Source organism: Lentzea sp. HUAS12 (genome assembly GCF_024125735.1).
GTDB classification, from domain to species: Bacteria; Actinomycetota; Actinomycetes; order Mycobacteriales; family Pseudonocardiaceae; genus Lentzea; species Lentzea albida.
In genome coordinates this window covers 4,194,373-4,214,177 of record NZ_CP099738.1, presented here as the reverse complement: position 1 = coordinate 4,214,177, position 19,805 = coordinate 4,194,373, and the positions used below count along the sequence as shown (strand labels likewise).

Below are 19,805 nucleotides of genomic sequence, written 5' to 3'. Positions count from 1 at the left end.
TCGCCGAGCAACCGGTGTGGTGCCGCGGATCCTGGGCGGGGCCCTCGCCGGCGGTCGATCGTGAAACGGACGGCCGGGGTCGTCTACCTGCGCATAGGCTTCCCGACCTGCGCGACCGTCTCCGAGACGCCCCGCGAGCTGCGCGAAGCGGCCGAACGGGCCTGCTTCGAGGAACGCGGCTTCACGGCTCCGCTCGAAGACGCGTGCGTCCGCTGGTTCGTGCATGGCGACGCGCTGGTGCAGCGCGCGGAACGGGACGGCACCGACCACCTCGCCAGGGTCGTCGGCGAGGACTGGTTCTGGTACAGCACGACGGCACGTGGCCGGCTGGTGTTCCGGGCGCGCGTGGTGGCGACGTTCACCGAGACCCACCCGGACACGAGCGCGCTGGCCCGGCGGTTGCTCGACCGGATGAACCAGGTCTGGGAGCCGCAGCCGATCGACACCCGCCGCACCCACGTCTCATGACCAGGCGGAGAGTTCCAGCCTCGACGTGAACGACCTCTCGACCCCCGACACCGGGTCCACGAAGGACAGGTCGCGGGCCAGCAGCTGCAGCGGTGACGAGAAGTCGTCCAGCGGGCGTTCGTGCAGCACCGGGTAGAAGTCGTCGTTCACGATCGGCACCCCGAGCCCGGACATGTGCAGCCGCAGCTGGTGCGTGCGCCCTGTCAACGGCTTCAGCCGGTAGCGCCCCAGCCCGTCGCGATGCTCCACAAGGGACACGTGGGTCTCGGCGTTGGGCTCGCCCTCCACCTCGAACGCGGTGATGATGCCGCGCTCCTTGACGATCCGCGACCGCACCACGCGCGGCAGCTCCAGCGCCGGGTCGTACGGCGCGATCGCCTCGTACTCCTTGCGCACCACCCGGTCGCGGAACATCGTCTGGTACTTGCCGCGCAGCTCGCGGCGCACGACGAACAGCACCAGACCGGCCGTGACGCGGTCCAGGCGGTGCGCGGGGGAGAGGTCGGGCAGACCCAGCGAGTCGCGGAGCCTCACCAGCGCCGTCTGCATGATGTGCTGCCCGCGCGGGATCGTCGCGAGGAAGTGCGGCTTGTCGGCGACCACGATGTCGTCGTCCTGGTGCACGACCCCGACCTCGAACGGCACCGGCACCTCGACCGGCAGGTCGCGGTGGAACCAGATGTAGGAGTCGGGCACGAACGGCGAGTCGAGGCCCAACGGCCCGGAGACACCCCAGATCCGTTCCTCCGCCAGCATCTCGTCGATCCGTGCGGCGGCCACGCGCGGCAGTCGTTCGACCAGGTGGTCGCGCAACGACGACCAGGCGCCCTCGGAGGGTAGCTTGAGCCGCGCCGCGTCCAGGCCGGCGCGCTGCGGAAGAGGGGAGGAGGGTTTGCGTCTCATCGCACCGGTCAGTCTAAATCGTCGGGAAAACCGAACGACATCGCTCAGAAACATTCGCTGTACTGAACGGAGGACAGGACGAAGACTGGCGGCATGTCGGTCTTCCTCGTCCTCGGCTCGGTCATCTCACTGCAGTTCGGCGCGGCGTTCGCGAACCAGCTCTTCGGCCAGATCGGCGCGCCCGGCGCCACGGCGCTGAGGCTGGGCATCGCGGCGTTGATGCTGGCTGTGGTCGTGCGGCCGAAGTTCCGGCAGGAGACGCTCGTGCTCGGGATGACCATGGCCGGCATGAACGGCACGTTCTACCTCGCGCTCGACCGGATCCCGCTCGGCGTGGCCGTGACGATCGAGTTCCTCGGGCCGCTCGGCCTCGCGGCCGTGCTGAGCAGGAGGCCGCGGGACTTCGTGTGGGTCGGTCTGGCGCTCGTCGGCGTGGTCGTCCTGGGCGTGCGGGAGTACACCGGCGCGAGGCTCGACCTGGTCGGGGTGCTGCTCGCCTTGATCGCGGCCGCGTTCTGGGCCTGTTACGTGCTCGCGGGGCGGAAGGTCGCGACGGCCGGGCTCGGCACCGGTGGGCTGGCGGGCGCGAGCCTGATCGCGGCGGCGCTCACGTTGCCGTACGGGCTGTCGACGGCCGGCGCCGCGTTGTTCGAGCCCAGGATGCTGCTGCTCGGCACGCTGGTGGCGCTGCTCGCGTCCGCGATCCCGTACACCCTGGAGATCCGCGCCCTGAAGACCTTGCAGCCCAGCACGTTCGGCGTCGTGCTCGCGCTCGAACCCGCCGCGGCCGCGCTCGCCGGGGCGTTGCTGCTCGGCCAGCACCTGAGCCCGATCTCGCTGCTCGGCATGGCCCTGGTGATCACGGCCGGGGTCGGAGCGGCGCTACGGAAAGCGCCAGCGCCTCGCGAAACGCCCGCACGGCCGGATGCTGACCTCGTCCTGCCCGTGCCGCAGTGAACAGCAGCCGGGACTTCGGTTCCGGCAGCTCGTGCAGGTCGACGGTGATCTCGCGGTCGTACCAGACCAGGTCCGGCAGCAACGCGACCGCGAGACCCCGTTCCACGAACCGCAGCTTCACCAGCACGTCGGTCGAGGAGAAGCGCACGTCCGGCTCGAAACCGTTGTGGCGGCACCAGTTCACGTTGAAGATCCGCTGCGGGAAGCCTTCCGTCTCCATGATCCACGGGTAGGAGCCGATCTCGTCCACCGGCAGTCCACGCGGGACGGCCAGCCGGATCGGGTCCCGGGTCAGTTCCCGGTACTCCAGCCCGCTGAACCGCGCCTCCGGCTGGTCCGGCCACTCCTCCACGAAGACGAGGTCGAAGTCCCTGGCGTTCAACGCGGAAAGCGCTTCCGCCGGGTCGAGCACCTGGAACTCGATCCGCAGCGACGGGTGCTCGTCCCTCATGCGCGCGAACGTCGCCGGGATCAGCGCGAGCGCCGCGGTCTGGAACGTCGCCACCCGCAGCGTGCCGGTGATCTCGTGCAGCGAGGCGGCGACCTCGGACTCGGCCTGGTCGAGCCGGGTGAGGACCTCCTCGGTGTGCCGCACCAGGATCTCGGCCTGCGGGGTGAGCTTCACGCGCCGGCCGACCGGTTCCAGCAGGGGTACGCCGACCTCCGTCTCCAGCAACGACAGCTGTTGCGACACCGACGACGGGCTGTAGTTCAGCGCCTGCGCCACGGCGGCGAGGGTTCCCCTTCGGGAAAGTTCGCGAAGCAAACGCAGACGGTGGAGGTCGAACATCCGATCATTATCGGCTACGCTCCCGCTACCGCCCCCTGAGAAAACGTGCTGCCCTCAGCACGCTTTGAGGAGGTATCGGTATGTCCAAACGACTCCGCATCGCCGCGGGGATCGCGCTGGCAACCGGTCTGCTCGTGTCGGTCGCCCCGGCACAGGCCCAGGTCGAAACCGGTCCGTGGACCAGCTACTCACCGTCGTTCACCGTCCAGGAACGCGGCTGCGGCACGGTCAGCAACCTGACGTTCCAGCTCACCTGCTCCACCGCGAGCGGTGACCAGCGTGCCGAGCGGCGTTACGCCACTTACACCGGCGGCACGCGCCAGTTCGAGGGGAGCTTCCGGATCACGAGTCTCGGCGGCACCCGCGTCAGTCTCAAGCAGACGTTCCGGGAGGCCCCCAGCGCGGGACCGTTCTGGATGCTCGCCGTGGAGCGCGGCGGCCGTCTCTACGCCGTGCACGGGGGCGACACCATCGCCACCGGCGCGACCGTGGGCACCACCGTGCGCGTGAACACCGTGCACAACACGGCCACCGAACACCGCACGTACATCAACGGCTCGCGTGCGCACACCTACGCGAGTTCGGGTACGAGCTTCTACGACAAGTTCGGCGCGTATCGGACGTCCAGCGGCCAGGGCCCGGCCACTGTCGTGTGGAGCAACATCAAGTTCTGGCGCAAGTGATCGGGCGATTCGCCCTGGTGGGACTGCTGTTCCTGGCTGCCTGCGGCCAGGAACAGCGGGACCCCGTGCTGACGTCCGAGCTGACCTCGCCCGTCGACGTGACGCTGCACTGGCGTCCGGAGGCGGGGTCGGCCGGGCAGGTCGTCGAGTACGCGAACGCGGCGGACGGCGAGTACACGATCCTGGAGTTCGCCGGCCCGGCGAAGGACACCTTCCGGCACCCGGACCTGATCCCGGAAACCCGGTTCTACTACCGGGTCCGGCCGTTCACGGGCACCGCGTCGGCCGCGGTGGACGTCGCGCTGCCCCCTGGCGACGACGTGCCGGAGATCGAGGGGCCCGACTGGACCGCGCCGGTGAAGGCCGGCGGCGGGAAGACATCGGTGGCCTCACCCGAGGCGGCGGCGTCGGGTCTGCGGGCCGAGGTGAAGCACGCCAACGGCATCCTGTTCACCTGGCAGGACAGGGCGTCGGACGAGGACGGGTACCTCATCGAGGTGCGGCCCGCGGGCGCGGCGGACTACCGGGTCGCCGTGCAGCTCGACCCGGACACCACGGCGTACGGGGTGATCACACTCCCAGACGAGAAAACCGCGACCTATCGGGTGCGGGCGTTCCGGTTCGGCGCGCCGTCGAACCTGACGCACCAGACGACGGGAAAGGTCTGAGCGCCTGTCTCGCGCACCACGCGCTCGCGGCGAAAAGCATCGCCGCGAGCGCGTAGGGCCATGTCGTGCGTTCGGTGATCGCCAGCAGGACGTTGGTCGCGGACAGGAGTCCGAAAACGCCGCTGAGCAGCCACCAGGTGAGGTTGTCGTCGTGCGTGCGGGCCGTCATGGCGGCCGGGTTACCCGTTATCGAGCTCCCTCACACCTTCTTCTTCCTCTTTTTTCTCGCCGCGGCGGCGCATGAACCCGAACCCGGGGATGCCGAGGATCGCCTGGCGCATGTCGCTCGTGACCTCGAGCAGCTGGTGGACCTCCGGGCCGACCTTGTCCAGGGTCGCGAGGATCGGCAGGATGTCGCTGGTCAGGTGCTCCGTGAGCACCGGCAGCTCGTCGACCAGCTTGATCGCGGCCTCGACCTCGTGCGGCGACAGCTCGTCCACGAACCGCTTCGCGAGCGGCTGGGCCTGCTTCGCGATCGGTTCGTAGATGCCGATCAGCTCGTTGGCCGTGTCCGCGGTGTGGCCGGCCGTCGTGACCACCAGGCCCGCCCGTTCGGCGACGTCGCTCGCGCTCGCCGTGATCGCGCGGACCTCGACGACCGCCTTCTCGGCGTCCGACACGACGTTCGCCGTGCGGTCGACCAGTTCGTCGGCCCTGCGCACGACGCCGTCGACGGCGTCGATCGTGCCGTTCACCTTGCGGACGAGCTGCTCGACCTCGCCGATCAGGTCCAGCACGCGGCTCGGGACGGCCGCGACGGCCGCTGTCGTGTCGAGCGCGGTGTTGAGCGCCTGCTTGGCAAGTCCCATGCCGGGGATCTCCATGCGTCCACTCTGCCTTACGCGTTGGTCGGTTCGGGGTAACGCCATTCGGTTTTCAAAACTGTCAGACCTCCGGATTACCGTTTTCGATGTCTGCCAGTCGGTGGACCGGACGAACCGGGAACCGTGCGCCGTCCGAAGTTGTCAGAGCCGGGGGCTAGCATCCCCGGCGGGCGAGGGAGGGCGCGTTATGTCTTGGTGGCACCGGATCAGACGCATTGTCTCCGGTGGAGGGCGGGAGTCGGCGAGTTTCGTCGCGGCACTGCTGGGGGTGCTGGTGCTCGCGGGCGCCGCGCTCGGGCAGGGCATCTCCCGGACGTCGGTCGCGGTGTCGGACGGGCTCACCTGGCTCGGTGACGACCAGCGCGGCGAGGTCGTGCAGGTCAACCCGGTGTCGGGCAAGCCGCAGACGCGCCTGCAGATCAGCGGGCCCGACTCGCAGCTCGAGATCGCGCAGGAGGACGGCCGGCTGATCGTCCTCAACCGGCGCACCGGCGAGATCACCGTCATCGACCTGGCCACCCTGCTCGCGTCCGGCCGTCGCCAGGCGCCGCCCGGAGCCACGAGCAAGGTGCTGGTGGCGAACGGCCTGGTGTTCGTCGTCGACCGCGCCTCCGGCACCGTGCACACCGCGGACCCGTTGACGCTGGCCGACATCGGGCAGCCGTGGCAGGCGGGCCAGCCGCTCGCCGACGCCGTCGTGGACGAGCGGGGCGTGCTGTGGCTCGTGGACCACGGCGGCACGTTGAGGTCGCTCGACTGGTCCGACGACCAGGAGAAGTTCGAGGAGCGCTCGCAGCGGCAGGTCACCGGAGCCGGGCCGCGCACCGTCCTCGTGCCGCACGACCAGGGCGTCACGCTGATCGGTCTCGACGGCGGCGTCGTGGTGCGCGACGGCACGGGTGAGGACGTCGACTCGCTGACGGACCGCTCGGACGCCGAGGTGATCGCCGCGCAGACGTCGCCGCTCGGCCTGGTCCCCGCCTCCGTGCCGTCGTCCTCCGTCGTGGTGCTCGTCGTCGGCCGTGAGGTGCTGCGCGTCGACGTGGGCGCGATGGGCTGCCCGAATCCCGGCCGTCCCGCGGTGTTCCGCGACAAGGTCTACGTGCCCTGCAAGGGATCCGGCAAGGTCATCGTCCTCGACCGCGGCGGCAACCGCGGTGGCGACGACGTGCGCACGTCCGGCGGGGCCGACCCCGAGCTCGTGTTCGACGACGGCCGGCTGTTCGTGAACGTGCCGGGCTCGTCGACGGGCGTGCTGATCGACCCGGACGGCGCGACCCGCACGCTGACGATCCGCAGCCCCGAGCTCCCGGTGAAGGACCCGGACCGCTCGCCGCCGCCGTCCGTGCCGCCGCCTCCGCCGCCGAACCCGAACGAGCCGGTGAAGCCGCCGCGCAACCCGGGCAACGGCAACGGGAACAACAACCCGACGACGGAGACCTCGTCCCCGCCGACCACGTCCTCCGTGCCGCCGTCCACCGGTGGTGGCGCCGCTCCCGGCGCGCCCGCGGGGGTGAGCGTGCGGGAGAAGTCGCGTAGCTCGTCGGCGCTCGTCGTGACGGTGAGCTGGAACGCGGCCACGTCCGCCGAGCCGATCGTGGGCTACACGGTGTCGGGCTCCGGCTCGTTCTCCGGCGGTTCGGTGTCGGCGCAGACCGCAGGGACGTCGGCCGACCTGACGGTGCCGTGCACGGGATCGACGTTCTGCTCGGGCGGCCGCCTCGACGTGACGGTGCGCGGGTCGACGGCGACGACGGCCGGTGCCGCGGGCATGGCCGCGTTCACGGTGTCCGCGCCGAACACCCCGCCGCCTCCGCCTCCCGTGACGACCACGACGACGACCCCTCCGCCTCCGCCGCCACCCCCGCCCGTCACGACCACGACGACGACCCCTCCGCCGCCACCGCCTCCGCCGTCGCTGCCGACCGCGGGTGCCGCGGTGATCACCGGTGTCTCCGGCGGGCGGCAGCTGCCGAGGCGCACGGTGAGCATGGCGCCGCCCGCGGACTGGGCGAGCCACAACGGGCGCTGCGAGGTCGTGAACAGGACGCAGGGCTACTCGGTCGGCATCGCCTGCAACGCCACCACGGCGCAGATCGACGTGGAGGAGGGCAGCAACTCGATCGTCGTGCGCGCCTACGCCGCGTCCGGCGCCGGGCAGGTCGACTCGGCGGCCCGCAGCGTGATCTACACGAGTGACGGCTGCCTGCCGAACAAGCCGACCTGCATCCCCCAGCAGATCCCCGCCGGCGCGGGGACCGCGCCGATGGGCGCGGGCGGCCTGGGTCTGCTCGCGGTCGCGTTCCTGCTGCGCATCGGTGTTCGTCGTGGAGATGAGGAAAAGTGATCGACACCGGTGAGGTCTCCGCCTTCCGCGACCTGCACACCCGCCTGGGCGACGCGGTCGAGAGCGCGGTGCGCGGCAAGCGCGACGTGATCGACCTCGTGCTCGTGGCGATGTTCGCGGGCGGCCACGTGCTGCTGGAGGACGTGCCCGGCACGGGCAAGACGACGCTGGCGCGTGCCGTCGCGGGCGCGCTCGGCGGGGTGTCGCGGCGCGTGCAGTTCACGCCCGACCTGCTGCCGTCCGACGTCACGGGGACGTCGGTCTACGACCCGCAGACGGGCCAGATCCGGTTCCGGCCGGGCCCGGTGTTCGCGAACATCGTGCTGGCGGACGAGATCAACCGCGCGGCGGCCAAGACGCAGTCGGCGTTGCTGGAGGTCATGGAGGAGCGGACCGTCACGATCGACGGCATCGGGCACTCGGTGCCCGACCCGTTCCTCGTGGTGGCCACGCAGAACCCGATCGACCTCGACGGCACGTACCGGCTGCCCGAGGCGCAGCTCGACAGGTTCATGCTGCGCACGTCCATCGGCTACCCGTCGGTGGAGGACGAGCTGGACGTGCTGCGTCCGGGCAGCGGCGCGGGCCGGATCGCCGACGTGCGCACGGTGTCGTCGCCGCGCGAGGTCAGCTCGTTCAGCGGCCGCCTGGCGCTGCTGCACGTCGCCGACCCGATCCTGCAGTACATCTCGGCGCTGGGCACGGGCACGCGTTCCGACGAACGGCTGCGCCTGGGCACCTCGACCCGTGGCCTGCGCACGCTCGTGCGCTGCGCACAGGTGTACGCGGCGTCGAAGGGCCGGCATTTCGTGGTGCCGCAGGACGTCCAGGACATCGCCGACCCGGTGCTGGCCCACCGCCTCGTGCTGACGCGGGAGAGCGTCCTGTCGGGCGTGACGACGTCCGAGGTGCTGGCCGACGTGCTCTCGCGCGTGCCGGTGCCCAAGCCCGCGGCGCAATGAGACTCACCGTGCGCGGCACCGGCGTGGCGGTGCTGGGCCTGCTGATGCTCGGCGTCGGCCTGTGGTGGCGCTACGCGGGCATGGCGGCGTTCGGCCTGGCGCTGACCGCACTGGTCGTCGCCTCGATCGTCTCGGTGCTGGTGGCGTCACCGCTGTCCGTGTCCCGCACGGTCCGCCCGCGCACCGTGCCGCGCCTGGCGCGCTGCAACGGCCGCCTGGAACTCTCGTCCACGGGCCGCTGGCCCGTGGTGCTGGACGCCGTCGACATGGTGGCGGGCGCGCCCATGGCGGTCGACGTGCCACTGCTGGCACCGGCCGCGGTGGAGTCCGTCGACTACGCCATCCCGACCGAACGCCGGGGCGTGTTCGACGTGGGCCCGCTGACGTTGCGCCGCAAGGGCCTGGCGGGCCTCGCCCAGGCCCGCACCGTGCTGGGCGAGGTCGTCCAGGTGCGCGTGGTACCGCGAGTGCTCCCGGTCCGCGGCCTCCCGTCCGGAGCCCGCCGGGGCCAGGTGGGCGCCGACGAACGGGTGGAGCGGGGCGGCACGGACCTGGTGGGCCTGCGCGAGTACGTGCCGGGCGACGACCTGCGCCGCCTGCACTGGGCGACGTCGGCCCGCACCGGCACCCTGATGATCCGCGAGGACGCCGACCCGGCCCGCCCGCACCTGGCCGTGCTGCTGGACGACAGCGCCACCTCGTACGGGGACCCCCAAAGCTTCGAGGAGGCCGTGGAAGTGGCGGCGTCCCTCATCACCTCCGCCCTGGAGCAGGGCCACCCGGTGCGGCTGCTGACGTCGTCCGGCGGCACCGACATCGAGGAGCAGCAGGACTCGGCCCCGATCCTCGCGGCCCTGGCCGACCTCGAACTGCAGGACGTGGCCGGCCGCCCGACGGTGCCGGTGCGCGACCTCGACGTGGTGGCCGTGGTGAGCGGCACGACCGTGCCGGCGCTGGTGCTGGAGGCGGGCCGCGCGGCGTTCGGCACCGTGCTGGTGGTGGACGAGAAGCGGCCGGTGAGCGCGGCGGGCACCGTGCTGGTGCTGAGCGGTGAGCGGGCCGAGGACCTGATCGACTCGTGGAACGCGGTGGTGGCGCGATGAGCCGCGCGGACGGCGGGAACGGCACCGCGGGCCCGGCCGATGGCCGCGGCTCGGCTGGCGGTGCGGCGAACGCACCCACCGGCGAATCTGGCGCGGCGAACAGGCCTGCTGCCAGCCCCCACCGCCCGAGCGGCAGCGCGTCCCGCCGCGCACCCGGCAACACCGCGCCCGATCGCACGAGCGGTACCCGCTCCGTCACCGACTCCCTCCTCAAGTACGGCTGGGTCACCGCCCTCCTCCTCGTCGCCTCCCTCCAGCTGGCCCAGGCCTGGGACGGCGCCACCCTCTACTTCGGACTGGCCGCCCTCACCGGCTTCCTGGCCCTGCTGCTGAAGAAGCTCGTCCCGGCCGGCCTGGCCGCGCTCGGCGTCATGGTCGTCGCGATGGCCGGCGGCTTCTTCCTGGCCCGTGGCGCCTCCCCGAACCGCGACCCCGCCTGGGTGCTGCTCGACACCGTGCCGAGGCTGCTCACGGCGGCGCGCCCCGCACCCGCCACGCCCGAACTGCTCGTCCCCGGCCTGTTGCTGATCATCGGCATCTCCACGGGCGCGGTCCTGTCGGTGGCCCGGCGCGGCACGGCCCTGTTCGTGCCGGCGCTCGGGGCGGCGGTCCTGTACGTGTCGGCGGCGCTGCTCACCACGGGCCGCGCCGACCGGTACGGGCTGGTCGCGCTGACGCTGGTGGTGATCCTCGCGCTGGGCTGGCTGGTCCTCGACCGGCGCGGTCCCGTACTGCCGCCCGCGGTGCTCGCGACGGCCTTGGCGGCGCTGACGTTGCTCGCGTTCGTGCTGCCCACCAACGGGTTCGAGCCCCGCAAGCTCGTCACGCCGCCGGTGACCGACATCGCCATCTCGAACCCGCTGCCGCAGCTCGCCTCGTGGGCGGCGCAGGGGGAGGCGGAGCTGTTCCGGGTGCGCGGGCCCGAGGTGCCCCTGCGGCTGGTGACGCTGAGCCGGTACTCGGGAGCGTCGTGGGAGGCGGCCTCCACGTACGGGCCGCTCGGCGTGGTGGACGCGCCGGACCTGCCCACGGGCGGGAAGTTCCAGGACGCCAGTGTGGACCTGCGGATCACCGGGTTGCAGGGGGAGTGGCTGCCGGGGGTCGGGAGGCCGCAGGCGGTGTCGTTGAGCAACGCCATGGTGGATCCGGACACCGGGTCGCTGGTGGTGGCCGAGGGACTGAGGACCGGGCTGAGCTACACCGTCCGGGGTGTTCTCGAGACGCCGTCGGACACCGATCTCGTCGAGGCGCAGGTGCCGACGACGGCGACGAAGTACACGGCGTTGCCGCGGTTGCCGTTCACGTTGTCGGAGTACGCGCGGCAGGCGACGCAGAACGCGCGCACGCCGTACGAGAAGGCCGTTGCGCTGGAACAGGTCGTGCGGCTCAACCGCAGGCCGGACGCCGAGGCGCCGGTCGGGTCGTCGTACGCGCGGCTGGAGACGTTCCTGTTCGGGTCGCCCGGCGAGTCGGGTGCGGGAGCGGGGACGGCGGAGCAGTTCGCGTCGGCGTACGCGGTGCTCGCGCGGGCCGTCGGGTTGCCGACGCGGGTGGTCGTCGGGTTCCAGCCGGTGCCCGAGGAGAACGGCGAGCGGATCGTGCGGGCCGCGGACGCCACCGCGTGGCCCGAGGTGTACTTCAGCGGGTTCGGCTGGGTGGCGTTCGATCCCGTGTCGGGCAACGGAAGCGGGCCGAGCGCCGCGTCGAAGCGCGAGGTGCTGAACCGGCTCGCGTCGACCACCGCGAAGCCGACACCGACCTCGCTCGCGTCGGTGCCTCCGCTGGTGCAGCCGACGGCGGTCGACCCCGATGCTGTCGCCGCGCCCGAGGCCGCGAAGTCCTTCCCCTTCTGGGTGTTCACGCCGGTGCTGCTGCTCGTCGCGCTCTACGTGGCGCGCACGTCACGGCGTGTGAGGCTCCGGGCGGCGGGTCCGGTCGGGGCGTGGAACGAGGTGCTCGACTCGTTGCAGCTCGCAGGCCTCAAGCCGAAACCGAGCCGCACCGTGCCGGACGTCGCGCGCGAATGGGGCGAAGCGGGCGCACGGCTCGCGGTCGCGGTCGACCAGGCGGCGTTCGCGCCACGGCCCGTCCACGACGAGAACAGCTGGCGGCTCGCCCGGCAGGTGAAGAAAGCGGTGCGGCGCAAGGCTTCCTGGTGGCGCAGGATCGTGTGGCCGGTCGACCCGAGGCCGTTGTTCCGCCGCTGACGGATCAGCGGACCACCTGGGCCGGGATGCAGTTCTTGCCCGTGACCTTGAGCAGCGCCTCGCACAGCGAGGGAGCGATGTCCGACTGGAACGGCCCGAGCCACACGAACTGCGTGAACCTCGTGTCGTTGGGCACGATCGCGGAGCAGACGTCGTCGCGTCTGCTCAGGAACGCGGTCTGTCCGCGCAGCGCCGGGTTCACGCTCTCACGGTGCTGCACCCACATCGTCTCGTAGTCCAGCAACGTCTTGACGTCCTCCGCCCGCATCGCACCCTCCAGCGAGTGCAGCACGAGGACGGACGAGCCCGGATCGCACGGCATGTCCGAGTATTCGAGCTGAACGGGCTCAGCGGAGGGCGTGGGTGCGGCGCCGGTGTTCTCCGGGGACTCCGGCCGCAGTTCGCCGCCGATCAGCACGCCGATCCCGATGCCGATGACGAGTGGAATCGCCGCCAGCGCCACGACTGTGCGGCGCTTCCCTCCACGGGCGAACATCGGTGGGCCGGCATAACGAGCGCTTTGCACCGGGGGACCGTACGCCAATGCGTGCGGACGCAACAACACTGACCCGAAACGACCAGTCCGCGTGCCGGGAGCCCGTTCGCCGGGAGGCGGAACGCGACCTAGTGGTGTGGCGCAGAAGGTTGCCGGGGGAATTCGCGGTCAGACGGGTGGATCGTGGTGCCGCCCCCACGTCCTCGTACTGGTGGTACGGGGGCGTGGGGGCGGTGCCGCGAGGCGCCCTGCTGGGCGTGGATTACCTCGCCGACCTTCTGGGACGCGCCACTAGTTCTTGTTGGCGCACACCTTCGCGGAACCGCCGCGCTCGCCACCGGTGCCGATCGCCGCGATCTGGAAGCACCGGCGGTCGCCGCCACCGTCCTCGATGACGTACTTGGTGCCACCGCCGGTGACCGTGACCACCGCGTACGGTTTCTCGCCGGTCACGTCGACCACCACGAACTGCGCCTGCCCGTCGCTCGGGTCGGTCCACTCCAGCTCGATCGCCCTGCCCTTGTACTCGGCGCGCTTGAGCACCGGGACGAAGCGAGGATCGCTGTTCGGCGAAGGACCGGCGTCGGCCGAGTCGGACGTCGGCACGGGCGGTGCCGTTGTCGTCACAGGAGGTTGGGCCTGCCGGCCGTCGCCGCCGCGGTTGAGGAAGATGCCCGCGGCGAGCCCGCCCGTCACGGCGATCACGGCCAGCAACGCGAGCACCGCGCCGCGTTTGCTCTTGCGGACCGGCCCGGTCATCGGCTCAGCGGGAGGCAGGTCCACCGTCGGCAGCACGGCGACCGGGTGCGGCCGGGGCGGGGGCGGCGGCGGGACGAAGTCGTGGTGGCGGTAGGTGAGGTCCTCGAGGCGGCCCTGCCACGAGTCGTCGGGCTCGGCCTCCGGTTCGGGCTCGGGTTCCGGTTCCGGCCTGAACCCGCGCGGGCCGAAGCCCGGCGCCTCGGTCGGGCCCTCCGGGTAGAACTCCGGGCGCTCGCCCAGCATCGACGTCGCGTCGGGGTCCACAGAGGACAGTGCGGTGCCGGAGTTCGCGGCCATCAGCGCGTCCCGCAGCTCCAGCGCGGAGCCGAACCGCTCGGCGCGGTCCTTGCGCAGGCAGCGGTGGATCACCGCGACGAGCCACGCCGGCACGTCGAACCGGGTGAGCGCCCGCGGTTCGCCGGAGCTGACCCGGCCGACGTAGGACAGCAGCGTGTCCTCGTCCGGGTTGTCCGAGGCGAACGGGGGTTTGCCCTCCAGCAAGGTGAACAGCGTCGAGCCGAGCGACCAGATGTCGTCGGCGAACGACGGAGTGGCGCCCTCGATCATCTGCGGGGCGGCGTGCCGGTAGCTGACCATCTGCAGCGACGCGGAATGGCCCGCGTCGGCGCCGCGCGCGATGCCGAAATCGGCCAGCACGTACGAAGTCGGGAGGACCAGGACGTTCTGCGGCTTCACGTCCCGGTGCAGGATGCCCTGGCCGTGCGCGAACGCCAGCGCGTCCGCGACCGCGATGCCCGCGGCCACCACGTCCTGCACGGGCAACGGGCCCATGGCGCGCAACCTGTCGTGCAGCGAGCCCCGCTCGTAGAACTCCATGACGATGCTCGGGCGGCCGTCGGGCAGCGTGCCGGTGTCGAGCACCGTGACGATGTGGGGGTGCTGGCGGCCCAGTTCGACGGTGATCGCGAGCTCGCGGCGGAAGCGCGCCACCGTGGCCGGGTCCGTCACCTGGAGCACCTTGACCGCGACGTCACGGCCCAGGCCGTCCTGGCGGGCGCGGTAGATCGTGCCCTCGCCGCCCTGCGCGATCACGCGGAAGGCGCTGTAGCCGGGCAACGCGATCTCGGGCGCCTGCGCAGCGCCCTGCGCGGGTGCCCAGGCCATCAGATCGTCTTCCACCAACGGATCCTATCCCGGAGCGATGGGGTCACCGCTCGACGTTCGGAAGGATCGGGAGGAAGGGTTCGGCTCAGTCGCCCACGACTTTCACCTGGAATCCCAGCGCCTGCAGCATTCCGGTGAGCATCACTCGTGTGTTGTCCTCGGCGCGCTTGAGCAGTTCGGACTGCTTCGCGGCCTCCGCGAGCTTGGCCTCCGCCGCGACGTAGAACTTCTGCTGGTCGGGAGGGCCTGCCAGCGCCTGGAGGTCGTTGATCAGGCCGCGTTCCTGGCTGAAGACGTACGACCTGTCGTGGTGCAGGTTCGGCTTGTCCAGCTGGGGCTTCGGCACGCGCAGCTCGACGGTCTTGCCGTCCGGGGACACCACCAGGCCGTCGTCGGCGAGCGTCCCGAAGTCGACGAAGGCGTTGACCGACCCGGCCGCGACGAACAGCGTCCGCTCGCCCGCCAGGGCCGCCGGCACCCACTTCACGTCGTCCTCGATGTCGAGCACGACCTGGAACTCGCCCGCCGCGGCGTGGTACTGGCTCAGGTCCCGCACGGACTTGAGCATCGCGGGCTGGCTGCGGTCGATCGATTCACCGCCGAAGGGCCTGAATTGGCCGAAGACGAACACCGCCGCGCCGAGGAGAATGACGACGGCCGCGACCACAGTTCCACGCATCACCCAGCGCCTGTCCACCGCGTGGGAGTACCCGTGAGGTGATGCGCGCACACGGTCCGTATGGGCTAATCGACCCGTGCGGAATCAGTTCCGTGTCCTCGTGGTTGGCTTGGACGAGACGAGAGCTAGTGATCAGGAGGCGCGCGGTGGACCCGGAGAACCTGTACGAGGTGGACTCGGAGGTGCCGGACCTGACGGGTGCGGTGCTGCTGCACCACTTCGAGGGCTTCATGGACGCCGGCGCCGCGGGCCGCCTGCTCTCCGAACACCTGCTGGAGACGCTCGAGAGCCGTGTCGTGGCGCGGTTCGACATCGACGGCCTGATCGACTACCGCTCGCGCCGCCCGCTGATGACCTACGCGACCGACCACTGGGAGGACTACGCCGCTCCCGAACTGGTCGTGCACCTGCTCTGGGACAGCGCCGGGCACCCGTTCCTGCTGCTCACCGGCCCGGAGCCGGACCGCGGCTGGGAGGCGTTCATCCAGGCCGTGCGTTCGCTGATCGACCGCTGGGGCGTGCGTCTGACCGTGGGCTTCCACGGCATCCCGATGGGCGTGCCGCACACACGGCCGTTGAACGTCATCGGCCACGCCACGCGCCCCGAGCTGGTGAGCGAGTACCAGCCGTTCTTCAACCGCGTGCAGGTGCCGGGCAACGTGTCGGGCCTGCTCGAGTTCCGCCTGGGCCAGGCGGGCCACGACGCGATGGGCTTCGCCGCCCAGGTGCCGCACTACCTGGCGCAGTCCCAGTACCCGACGGCCGCCGTGACGCTGCTGGACGCCGTCGCCCGCGCCTCGGGCCTCGCCCTGCCCATCGGCTCGCTCGTCGAGGCCGCCCAGGCCGCCGACGCCGAGATCCACCGCCAGGTCGCGGAGTCGGACGAGGTCGCGCAGGTCGTCGAAGCGCTCGAGCGGCAGTACGACGCGTTCATCCAGACTGTCGGCACCACCGACATCCCCAGCGCGGACGAACTGGGCGCCGAGTTCGAACGGTTCCTCGCCGAGCAGCAGCGTCCGCCGGACCACCTGTAGGAGCTCGTGATGGCCACCTGGGACGACGTGCACCGGATCGCCACCTCCATGCCCGACGTCACGGAGCGGGTCCGGGAGGGCGTCGTCGACTGGCGGGTGAAGGACAAGCTGTTCGTCTGGGAACGGCCGCTGCGCAAGGTCGACCTCAAGGCGCTGGGCGCGGCGGCTCCTTCCGGACCGATCCTGGCCGCACGGGTGCCCGACCTGGGGGCCAAGGAGGCCCTGCTGGCCTCCGACCACTCCGTGTACTTCACGACGCCGCACTTCAACGGGTATCCGGCGATCCTGGTGCGGCTGGAGCACATCGAGGTGGGGGAGTTGGAGGAGCTGATCGTGGAGGCGTGGCACGCGCGGGCGCGGCGGCGCTGATGGAGTTCTTCACCTACCACCGGGACCGTCCCGGTTCGATGCCGTTGCGCCGCGCCATGCTCGAGGAGCACTGGTCCTACATGGACCGCTTCGAGCTGATCGCCCGCGGTCCGACGTTCGCGGGCGGCGTGCTCACCGGCAGCGTGCACGTCGTCGACGTACCGGACGCGGCGGCCGCGCGGGCGTTCGCGTTCGACGAACCCGTCTACCAGGCCGGTGGCTACCGGGACGTGCTGGTGCGCAGGTGGCGCAACGTGCTCGGGCGGACGATGTGGGACTTCACCGGCGGCAGGGCGGGGCACCTGGTGCTCGGGTTCTCCTCCGGCGAGCCCGCCGACCTCGTGCCCGCCCGGCCGGACGAGCTGATCGCGTACGGGCCGTTGCTGTCCGACGACGGCAGCGCCTGGCTGGGGACGGCGGCGCTGGTCGCGGCGGCCGACCCGGCGGCGGTGCTGACCGCGGATCGGTACGACGCCGTCGAGGTGCACGAGTGGGAGTTCGGCGGGCGCCGCTAGCGGGCCCGGGTCGCCTTCAGCGAGCGGTCGAACACGTTGACGAGCAGGAACGCGAGGCTCGTGACGACGAGGAAGACCGCCAGCTCGTGCAGGCCGCGGGTGTCGACGGTGTCACCGAACACGAGTCCCAGCACGACGGCCGACACGATGGCGCCGAGGTAGCCGAACGTGCGCAGCAGGCCCGCCGACGCGCCGACGGAGGCGGGATCGGCCTGCCGGTACACGGCGTTCTGCAGCGCCAGGCTGGTGAGGCCCTGGGGAACGCCGCTCAGCACCGTCACCGCCAGGAGCATCCACAGCGGACTCGACGTGCCCAGCGCGAGCAGCAGCGCGCAGACCACCAGCTGGCCGCTCGCCGCGACGATCAGCTTGCCGCGCAACGCTTCGCTGCGTCCGGTGAGCGCCGACACGGCGACGCCGACGCCGAACACCGGCAGGACGACCAGGCCCGCCTGGCCCGCGGTGAACCCGCGTTCCGCCTGCAGCCACTGGGTGAAGCCGAAGATGAAGCTGTACGACACGAGGTACGAGAGCACCGCGCGGACGTAGGTGATCACCAGGGGCCTGTTGAGGCCGCTGAGGTCGAACAACGGCCTGCGCTCGCGCATCTGCGGCTGTGAGCGGGGGAAGTAGCGCCACCCCAGCGCGAACGCGGCCAGGGCGAGCGGCACGTTGATCGCGAGCGTCGTGCGCCAGCCGCCGAAGTCGACCAGCAGGCCGCCGAGCGGCGGGCCGAGCACGGAGACGGTCTGGGTGGAGATCGCGAGGATCGTGAGGACGCCGCCGGGGCTGTCGTCGCCCGTGCGGTCGGCCTCGTCGCGCAGCAGGCGCATCGCCGCGGGGTAGCCGGCGCACGTGCCGAGGCCGAGCAATACGCGCGCCACGACGAGCACGGCCAGGTTCGGTGCGAAGGTGCCGAGCACACCGGCGATCCCGACGAGCGCGGTCGCCGGGAGGAACAGCCTGCGCGGCCCGTAGGTGTCGATCAGGCGGCCCGCCACGGGTTGCCCGATCGCGGTGGCCACGTACAGCGAGGTGATCAGCCACGCCGTCGCCGAGGGCGGTTCGCCGAACGACACCCCGATCGGCACCAGCGCGACCGACAGGATCGTCGTGTTGACCGGGTTCAGCACCGCCCCGGCGACCAGAGGTGTGATCAGGCGGCGGTCGAATCCGGTGGTGGCCGTCATTCGTCCACCACGCGCTCCAGCAACGTGAGCGCCTCGGCGATCACCTGCCGCTCGGACTCGGTGAACCGCTGCGCGATCAGCTCGGTCAGCCGCTCGTTGCGGGCCGCCCGCGCCCCCTGGGCGGCCGCACGGCCCTCGTCGGTGAGCGTGATCAGCTGACGCCGGCCGTCGCTCGGGTCCGCCGCGCGCCGGATGAGGCCCTGCTCGTGCAGCGAGATCAGGGTCTTGGCCATGGACTGCGGCTTCACGCGTTCGGCGCCCGCGAGCTGACTCGCGGTCGACGGCTCGTCCATCAGCAACAGCCTGGCCAGCGCGGACGCCTGCGGTGCGCTCAGCTCGTCGACCGACGACTCGTCCTGCAGCCTGCGGCGCAGCCGTCCGACGAGCACGCGCAGCCGTTGGAGGAGGGAGGCGGGGTCGGTCATGATAGACAGCCTAGGCTGAACAGCCTGGGCTGTCGATTTCAGTACGTGACGAACCGGTAGTGCAGGCCGCCGCTCGACTTCAGCCACTCCCCGGTGCCGACCGGCTCGCGGTCGATCGCCGGCGCGTACGTGTCGCCTTCGAACGGTTCGCGGATCTCGGTCACCTCGATCCTGTCGGCGAACGGCAGCGCCGCCGCGTACACCGCCGACCCGCCGATCACCCACACGTCCCCGGTGACGTCGGCCAGGGCCTTCTCGAGCGAGGAGAACGTCTCCACGCCCTCCTGCGGCGCGCGCGACAGCACGAGGTTGCGCCGGCCGGGCAACGGGCGGAAGCGCGGCGGCAGCGACTCCCAGGTGCGGCGTCCCATGAGGACGGCCGCGCCCGAGGTGATCTCCCGGAAGCGCTTCATGTCCTCGGGGAGGTGCCACGGGATGGCGTTGTCGCGGCCGATCACGCCGTTCGCGGCCTGCGCCCAGATCAGGCCGATCACACCGCCACCGGCGCCTTGATGCCGGGGTGCGGGTCGTAGCCCTCGATCGTGAAGTCCTCGTAGGCGTAGTCGAACAGGGAGGCGGCGGGAGCCATCTTCAGCTCGGGGAACTCGCGCGCGTCACGGCTGAGCTGCAGCTCGACCTGCTCGACGTGGTTGTCGTAGATGTGGCAGTCGCCGCCGGTCCAGATGAAGTCGCCGACGCCGAGACCGGTCTGCGCGGCGATCATGTGCGTCAGCAGCGCGTAGGAGGCGATGTTGAACGGCACGCCGAGGAACAGGTCCGCGCTGCGCTGGTAGAGCTGGCACGAGAGCTTGCCGTCGGCGACGTAGAACTGGAAGAAGGCGTGGCACGGCGGCAGCGCCATGTTCGCGATCTCGCCGACGTTCCACGCGGAGACGATGATCCGACGTGAGTCGGGGTTCGTCTTCAGCGTCTTCAGCACCTCGGCGATCTGGTCGACGTGCCCGCCGTCCGGGGTGGGCCACGAGCGCCACTGCACGCCGTAGACCGGGCCGAGTTCGCCCTCGGGGGAGGCCCACTCGTCCCAGATGGACACACCGTGGTCCTGCAACCACTTCACGTTGCTGTCGCCGCGCAGGAACCACAGCAGCTCGTACGCGATCGACTTGAAGTGGACCTTCTTCGTCGTGATCAGCGGGAAGCCGGCGGCGAGCGGGTAGCGCAGCTGGTGGCCGAAGATCGACCGCGTGCCGGTGCCGGTGCGGTCCTCCTTGCGCACGCCTTCTTTCAGGACGTGGCGGAGCAGGTCTTCGTACTGCGTGTCGGGCATGCCCCGCACACTA

At 71.3% G+C, this 19,805-nt stretch carries 21 protein-coding genes; 11 read left to right on the top strand and 10 right to left on the bottom strand.

Going from position 1 to position 19,805, the window contains the following annotated elements; all coding sequences use genetic code 11:
- Positions 1 to 60: 60 nt before the first annotated feature.
- Positions 61 to 468 (top strand): hypothetical protein, encoded by a 408-nt coding sequence (locus tag ND450_RS18535; protein ID WP_253327323.1) that lies wholly within the window; start codon positions 61 to 63, stop codon positions 466 to 468.
- On the opposite strand, the gene ND450_RS18530 is transcribed toward ND450_RS18535, so the two are convergent.
- Complete coding sequence (locus tag ND450_RS18530; RefSeq protein ID WP_253327322.1) at positions 463 to 1,371, bottom strand: RluA family pseudouridine synthase; 909 nt, start codon at positions 1,369 to 1,371, stop codon at positions 463 to 465. The two genes, ND450_RS18535 and ND450_RS18530, sit on opposite strands and share 6 nt — an antisense overlap.
- A 93-nt stretch (positions 1,372 to 1,464) precedes the next feature.
- On the opposite strand from ND450_RS18530, the gene ND450_RS18525 reads away from it, so the two are divergent.
- Entirely contained in the window at positions 1,465 to 2,328 is an 864-nt protein-coding gene (locus ND450_RS18525; RefSeq protein ID WP_253327321.1) for a DMT family transporter, read from the top strand.
- On the opposite strand, the gene ND450_RS18520 is transcribed toward ND450_RS18525, so the two are convergent.
- Positions 2,231 to 3,118, bottom strand: coding sequence for a LysR family transcriptional regulator (locus ND450_RS18520; protein ID WP_256557534.1), 888 nt, complete (start codon positions 3,116 to 3,118; stop codon positions 2,231 to 2,233). The two genes, ND450_RS18525 and ND450_RS18520, sit on opposite strands and share 98 nt — an antisense overlap.
- 80 nt (positions 3,119 to 3,198) lie before the next feature.
- On the opposite strand from ND450_RS18520, the gene ND450_RS18515 reads away from it, so the two are divergent.
- Both ND450_RS18515 and ND450_RS18510 read left to right on the top strand, forming a co-directional pair.
- Entirely contained in the window at positions 3,199 to 3,801 is a 603-nt protein-coding gene (locus ND450_RS18515) for a hypothetical protein (RefSeq protein WP_089919179.1), read from the top strand.
- Positions 3,798 to 4,469: a fibronectin type III domain-containing protein gene (locus tag ND450_RS18510; protein ID WP_253327319.1), complete on the top strand. Its 672-nt coding sequence runs from the start codon at positions 3,798 to 3,800 to the stop codon at positions 4,467 to 4,469. The genes ND450_RS18515 and ND450_RS18510 overlap by 4 nt, the downstream gene beginning before the upstream one ends.
- A gap of 179 nt (positions 4,470 to 4,648) precedes the next feature.
- Here the strand turns inward: ND450_RS18510 and ND450_RS18505 are convergent, their stop codons facing one another.
- Positions 4,649 to 5,293, bottom strand: a complete 645-nt coding sequence (locus ND450_RS18505) for a hypothetical protein (protein ID WP_253327318.1) — start codon at positions 5,291 to 5,293, stop codon at positions 4,649 to 4,651.
- Positions 5,294 to 5,480: 187 nt separating this feature from the next.
- Between ND450_RS18505 and ND450_RS18500 the strand changes: the two genes are divergently transcribed.
- The 4 genes from ND450_RS18500 to ND450_RS18485 are packed head-to-tail and all read left to right on the top strand — an operon-like array spanning position 5,481 to position 11,912.
- Complete coding sequence (locus ND450_RS18500; RefSeq protein ID WP_253327317.1) at positions 5,481 to 7,640, top strand: hypothetical protein; 2,160 nt, start codon at positions 5,481 to 5,483, stop codon at positions 7,638 to 7,640.
- Entirely contained in the window at positions 7,637 to 8,602 is a 966-nt protein-coding gene (locus ND450_RS18495) for a MoxR family ATPase (RefSeq protein WP_253327316.1), read from the top strand. The genes ND450_RS18500 and ND450_RS18495 overlap by 4 nt, the downstream gene beginning before the upstream one ends.
- Positions 8,599 to 9,705, top strand: a complete 1,107-nt coding sequence (locus ND450_RS18490; RefSeq protein ID WP_253327315.1) for a DUF58 domain-containing protein — start codon at positions 8,599 to 8,601, stop codon at positions 9,703 to 9,705. The genes ND450_RS18495 and ND450_RS18490 overlap by 4 nt, the downstream gene beginning before the upstream one ends.
- On the top strand, positions 9,702 to 11,912 hold the full coding sequence (locus ND450_RS18485; protein ID WP_253327314.1) for a transglutaminase domain-containing protein: 2,211 nt from the start codon (positions 9,702 to 9,704) through the stop codon (positions 11,910 to 11,912). Before ND450_RS18490 ends, ND450_RS18485 begins: the two co-directional genes overlap by 4 nt.
- Before the next feature lie 4 nt (positions 11,913 to 11,916).
- Here the strand turns inward: ND450_RS18485 and ND450_RS18480 are convergent, their stop codons facing one another.
- From ND450_RS18480 to ND450_RS18470, 3 genes are all read right to left on the bottom strand, one after another.
- The gene (locus ND450_RS18480; protein WP_253327313.1) at positions 11,917 to 12,408 is read right to left on the bottom strand and encodes a hypothetical protein; all 492 of its coding nucleotides are present in this window, start codon (positions 12,406 to 12,408) and stop codon (positions 11,917 to 11,919) included.
- Between the two features lie 291 nt (positions 12,409 to 12,699).
- Positions 12,700 to 14,307, bottom strand: coding sequence for a serine/threonine-protein kinase (locus ND450_RS18475; RefSeq protein ID WP_253327312.1), 1,608 nt, complete (start codon positions 14,305 to 14,307; stop codon positions 12,700 to 12,702).
- Positions 14,308 to 14,377: 70 nt separating this feature from the next.
- Positions 14,378 to 14,971, bottom strand: coding sequence for a DUF4230 domain-containing protein (locus tag ND450_RS18470; protein ID WP_253327311.1), 594 nt, complete (start codon positions 14,969 to 14,971; stop codon positions 14,378 to 14,380).
- Between the two features lie 128 nt (positions 14,972 to 15,099).
- Here ND450_RS18470 and ND450_RS18465 point away from each other — a divergent pair, with 128 nt between their 5' ends.
- The 3 genes from ND450_RS18465 to ND450_RS18455 are packed head-to-tail and all read left to right on the top strand — an operon-like array spanning position 15,100 to position 16,889.
- Positions 15,100 to 16,005: a proteasome assembly chaperone family protein gene (locus tag ND450_RS18465; protein WP_245786640.1), complete on the top strand. Its 906-nt coding sequence runs from the start codon at positions 15,100 to 15,102 to the stop codon at positions 16,003 to 16,005.
- A 9-nt stretch (positions 16,006 to 16,014) separates the two neighbouring features.
- Complete coding sequence (locus tag ND450_RS18460; protein ID WP_253327310.1) at positions 16,015 to 16,374, top strand: MmcQ/YjbR family DNA-binding protein; 360 nt, start codon at positions 16,015 to 16,017, stop codon at positions 16,372 to 16,374.
- Positions 16,374 to 16,889, top strand: a complete 516-nt coding sequence (locus ND450_RS18455) for a YciI family protein (protein ID WP_253327951.1) — start codon at positions 16,374 to 16,376, stop codon at positions 16,887 to 16,889. Before ND450_RS18460 ends, ND450_RS18455 begins: the two co-directional genes overlap by 1 nt.
- Here the strand turns inward: ND450_RS18455 and ND450_RS18450 are convergent.
- The 4 genes from ND450_RS18450 to ND450_RS18435 are packed head-to-tail and all read right to left on the bottom strand — an operon-like array spanning position 16,886 to position 19,792.
- Entirely contained in the window at positions 16,886 to 18,079 is a 1,194-nt protein-coding gene (locus tag ND450_RS18450) for an MFS transporter (RefSeq protein ID WP_253327309.1), read from the bottom strand. The two genes, ND450_RS18455 and ND450_RS18450, sit on opposite strands and share 4 nt — an antisense overlap.
- Complete coding sequence (locus tag ND450_RS18445; protein ID WP_253327308.1) at positions 18,076 to 18,504, bottom strand: MarR family winged helix-turn-helix transcriptional regulator; 429 nt, start codon at positions 18,502 to 18,504, stop codon at positions 18,076 to 18,078. The genes ND450_RS18450 and ND450_RS18445 overlap by 4 nt, the downstream gene beginning before the upstream one ends.
- A 38-nt stretch (positions 18,505 to 18,542) precedes the next feature.
- Entirely contained in the window at positions 18,543 to 18,998 is a 456-nt protein-coding gene (locus ND450_RS18440) for a dihydrofolate reductase (protein WP_253327307.1), read from the bottom strand.
- Positions 18,995 to 19,792, bottom strand: coding sequence for a thymidylate synthase (locus tag ND450_RS18435; protein WP_253327306.1), 798 nt, complete (start codon positions 19,790 to 19,792; stop codon positions 18,995 to 18,997). The genes ND450_RS18440 and ND450_RS18435 overlap by 4 nt, the downstream gene beginning before the upstream one ends.
- Positions 19,793 to 19,805: the final 13 nt, after the last annotated feature.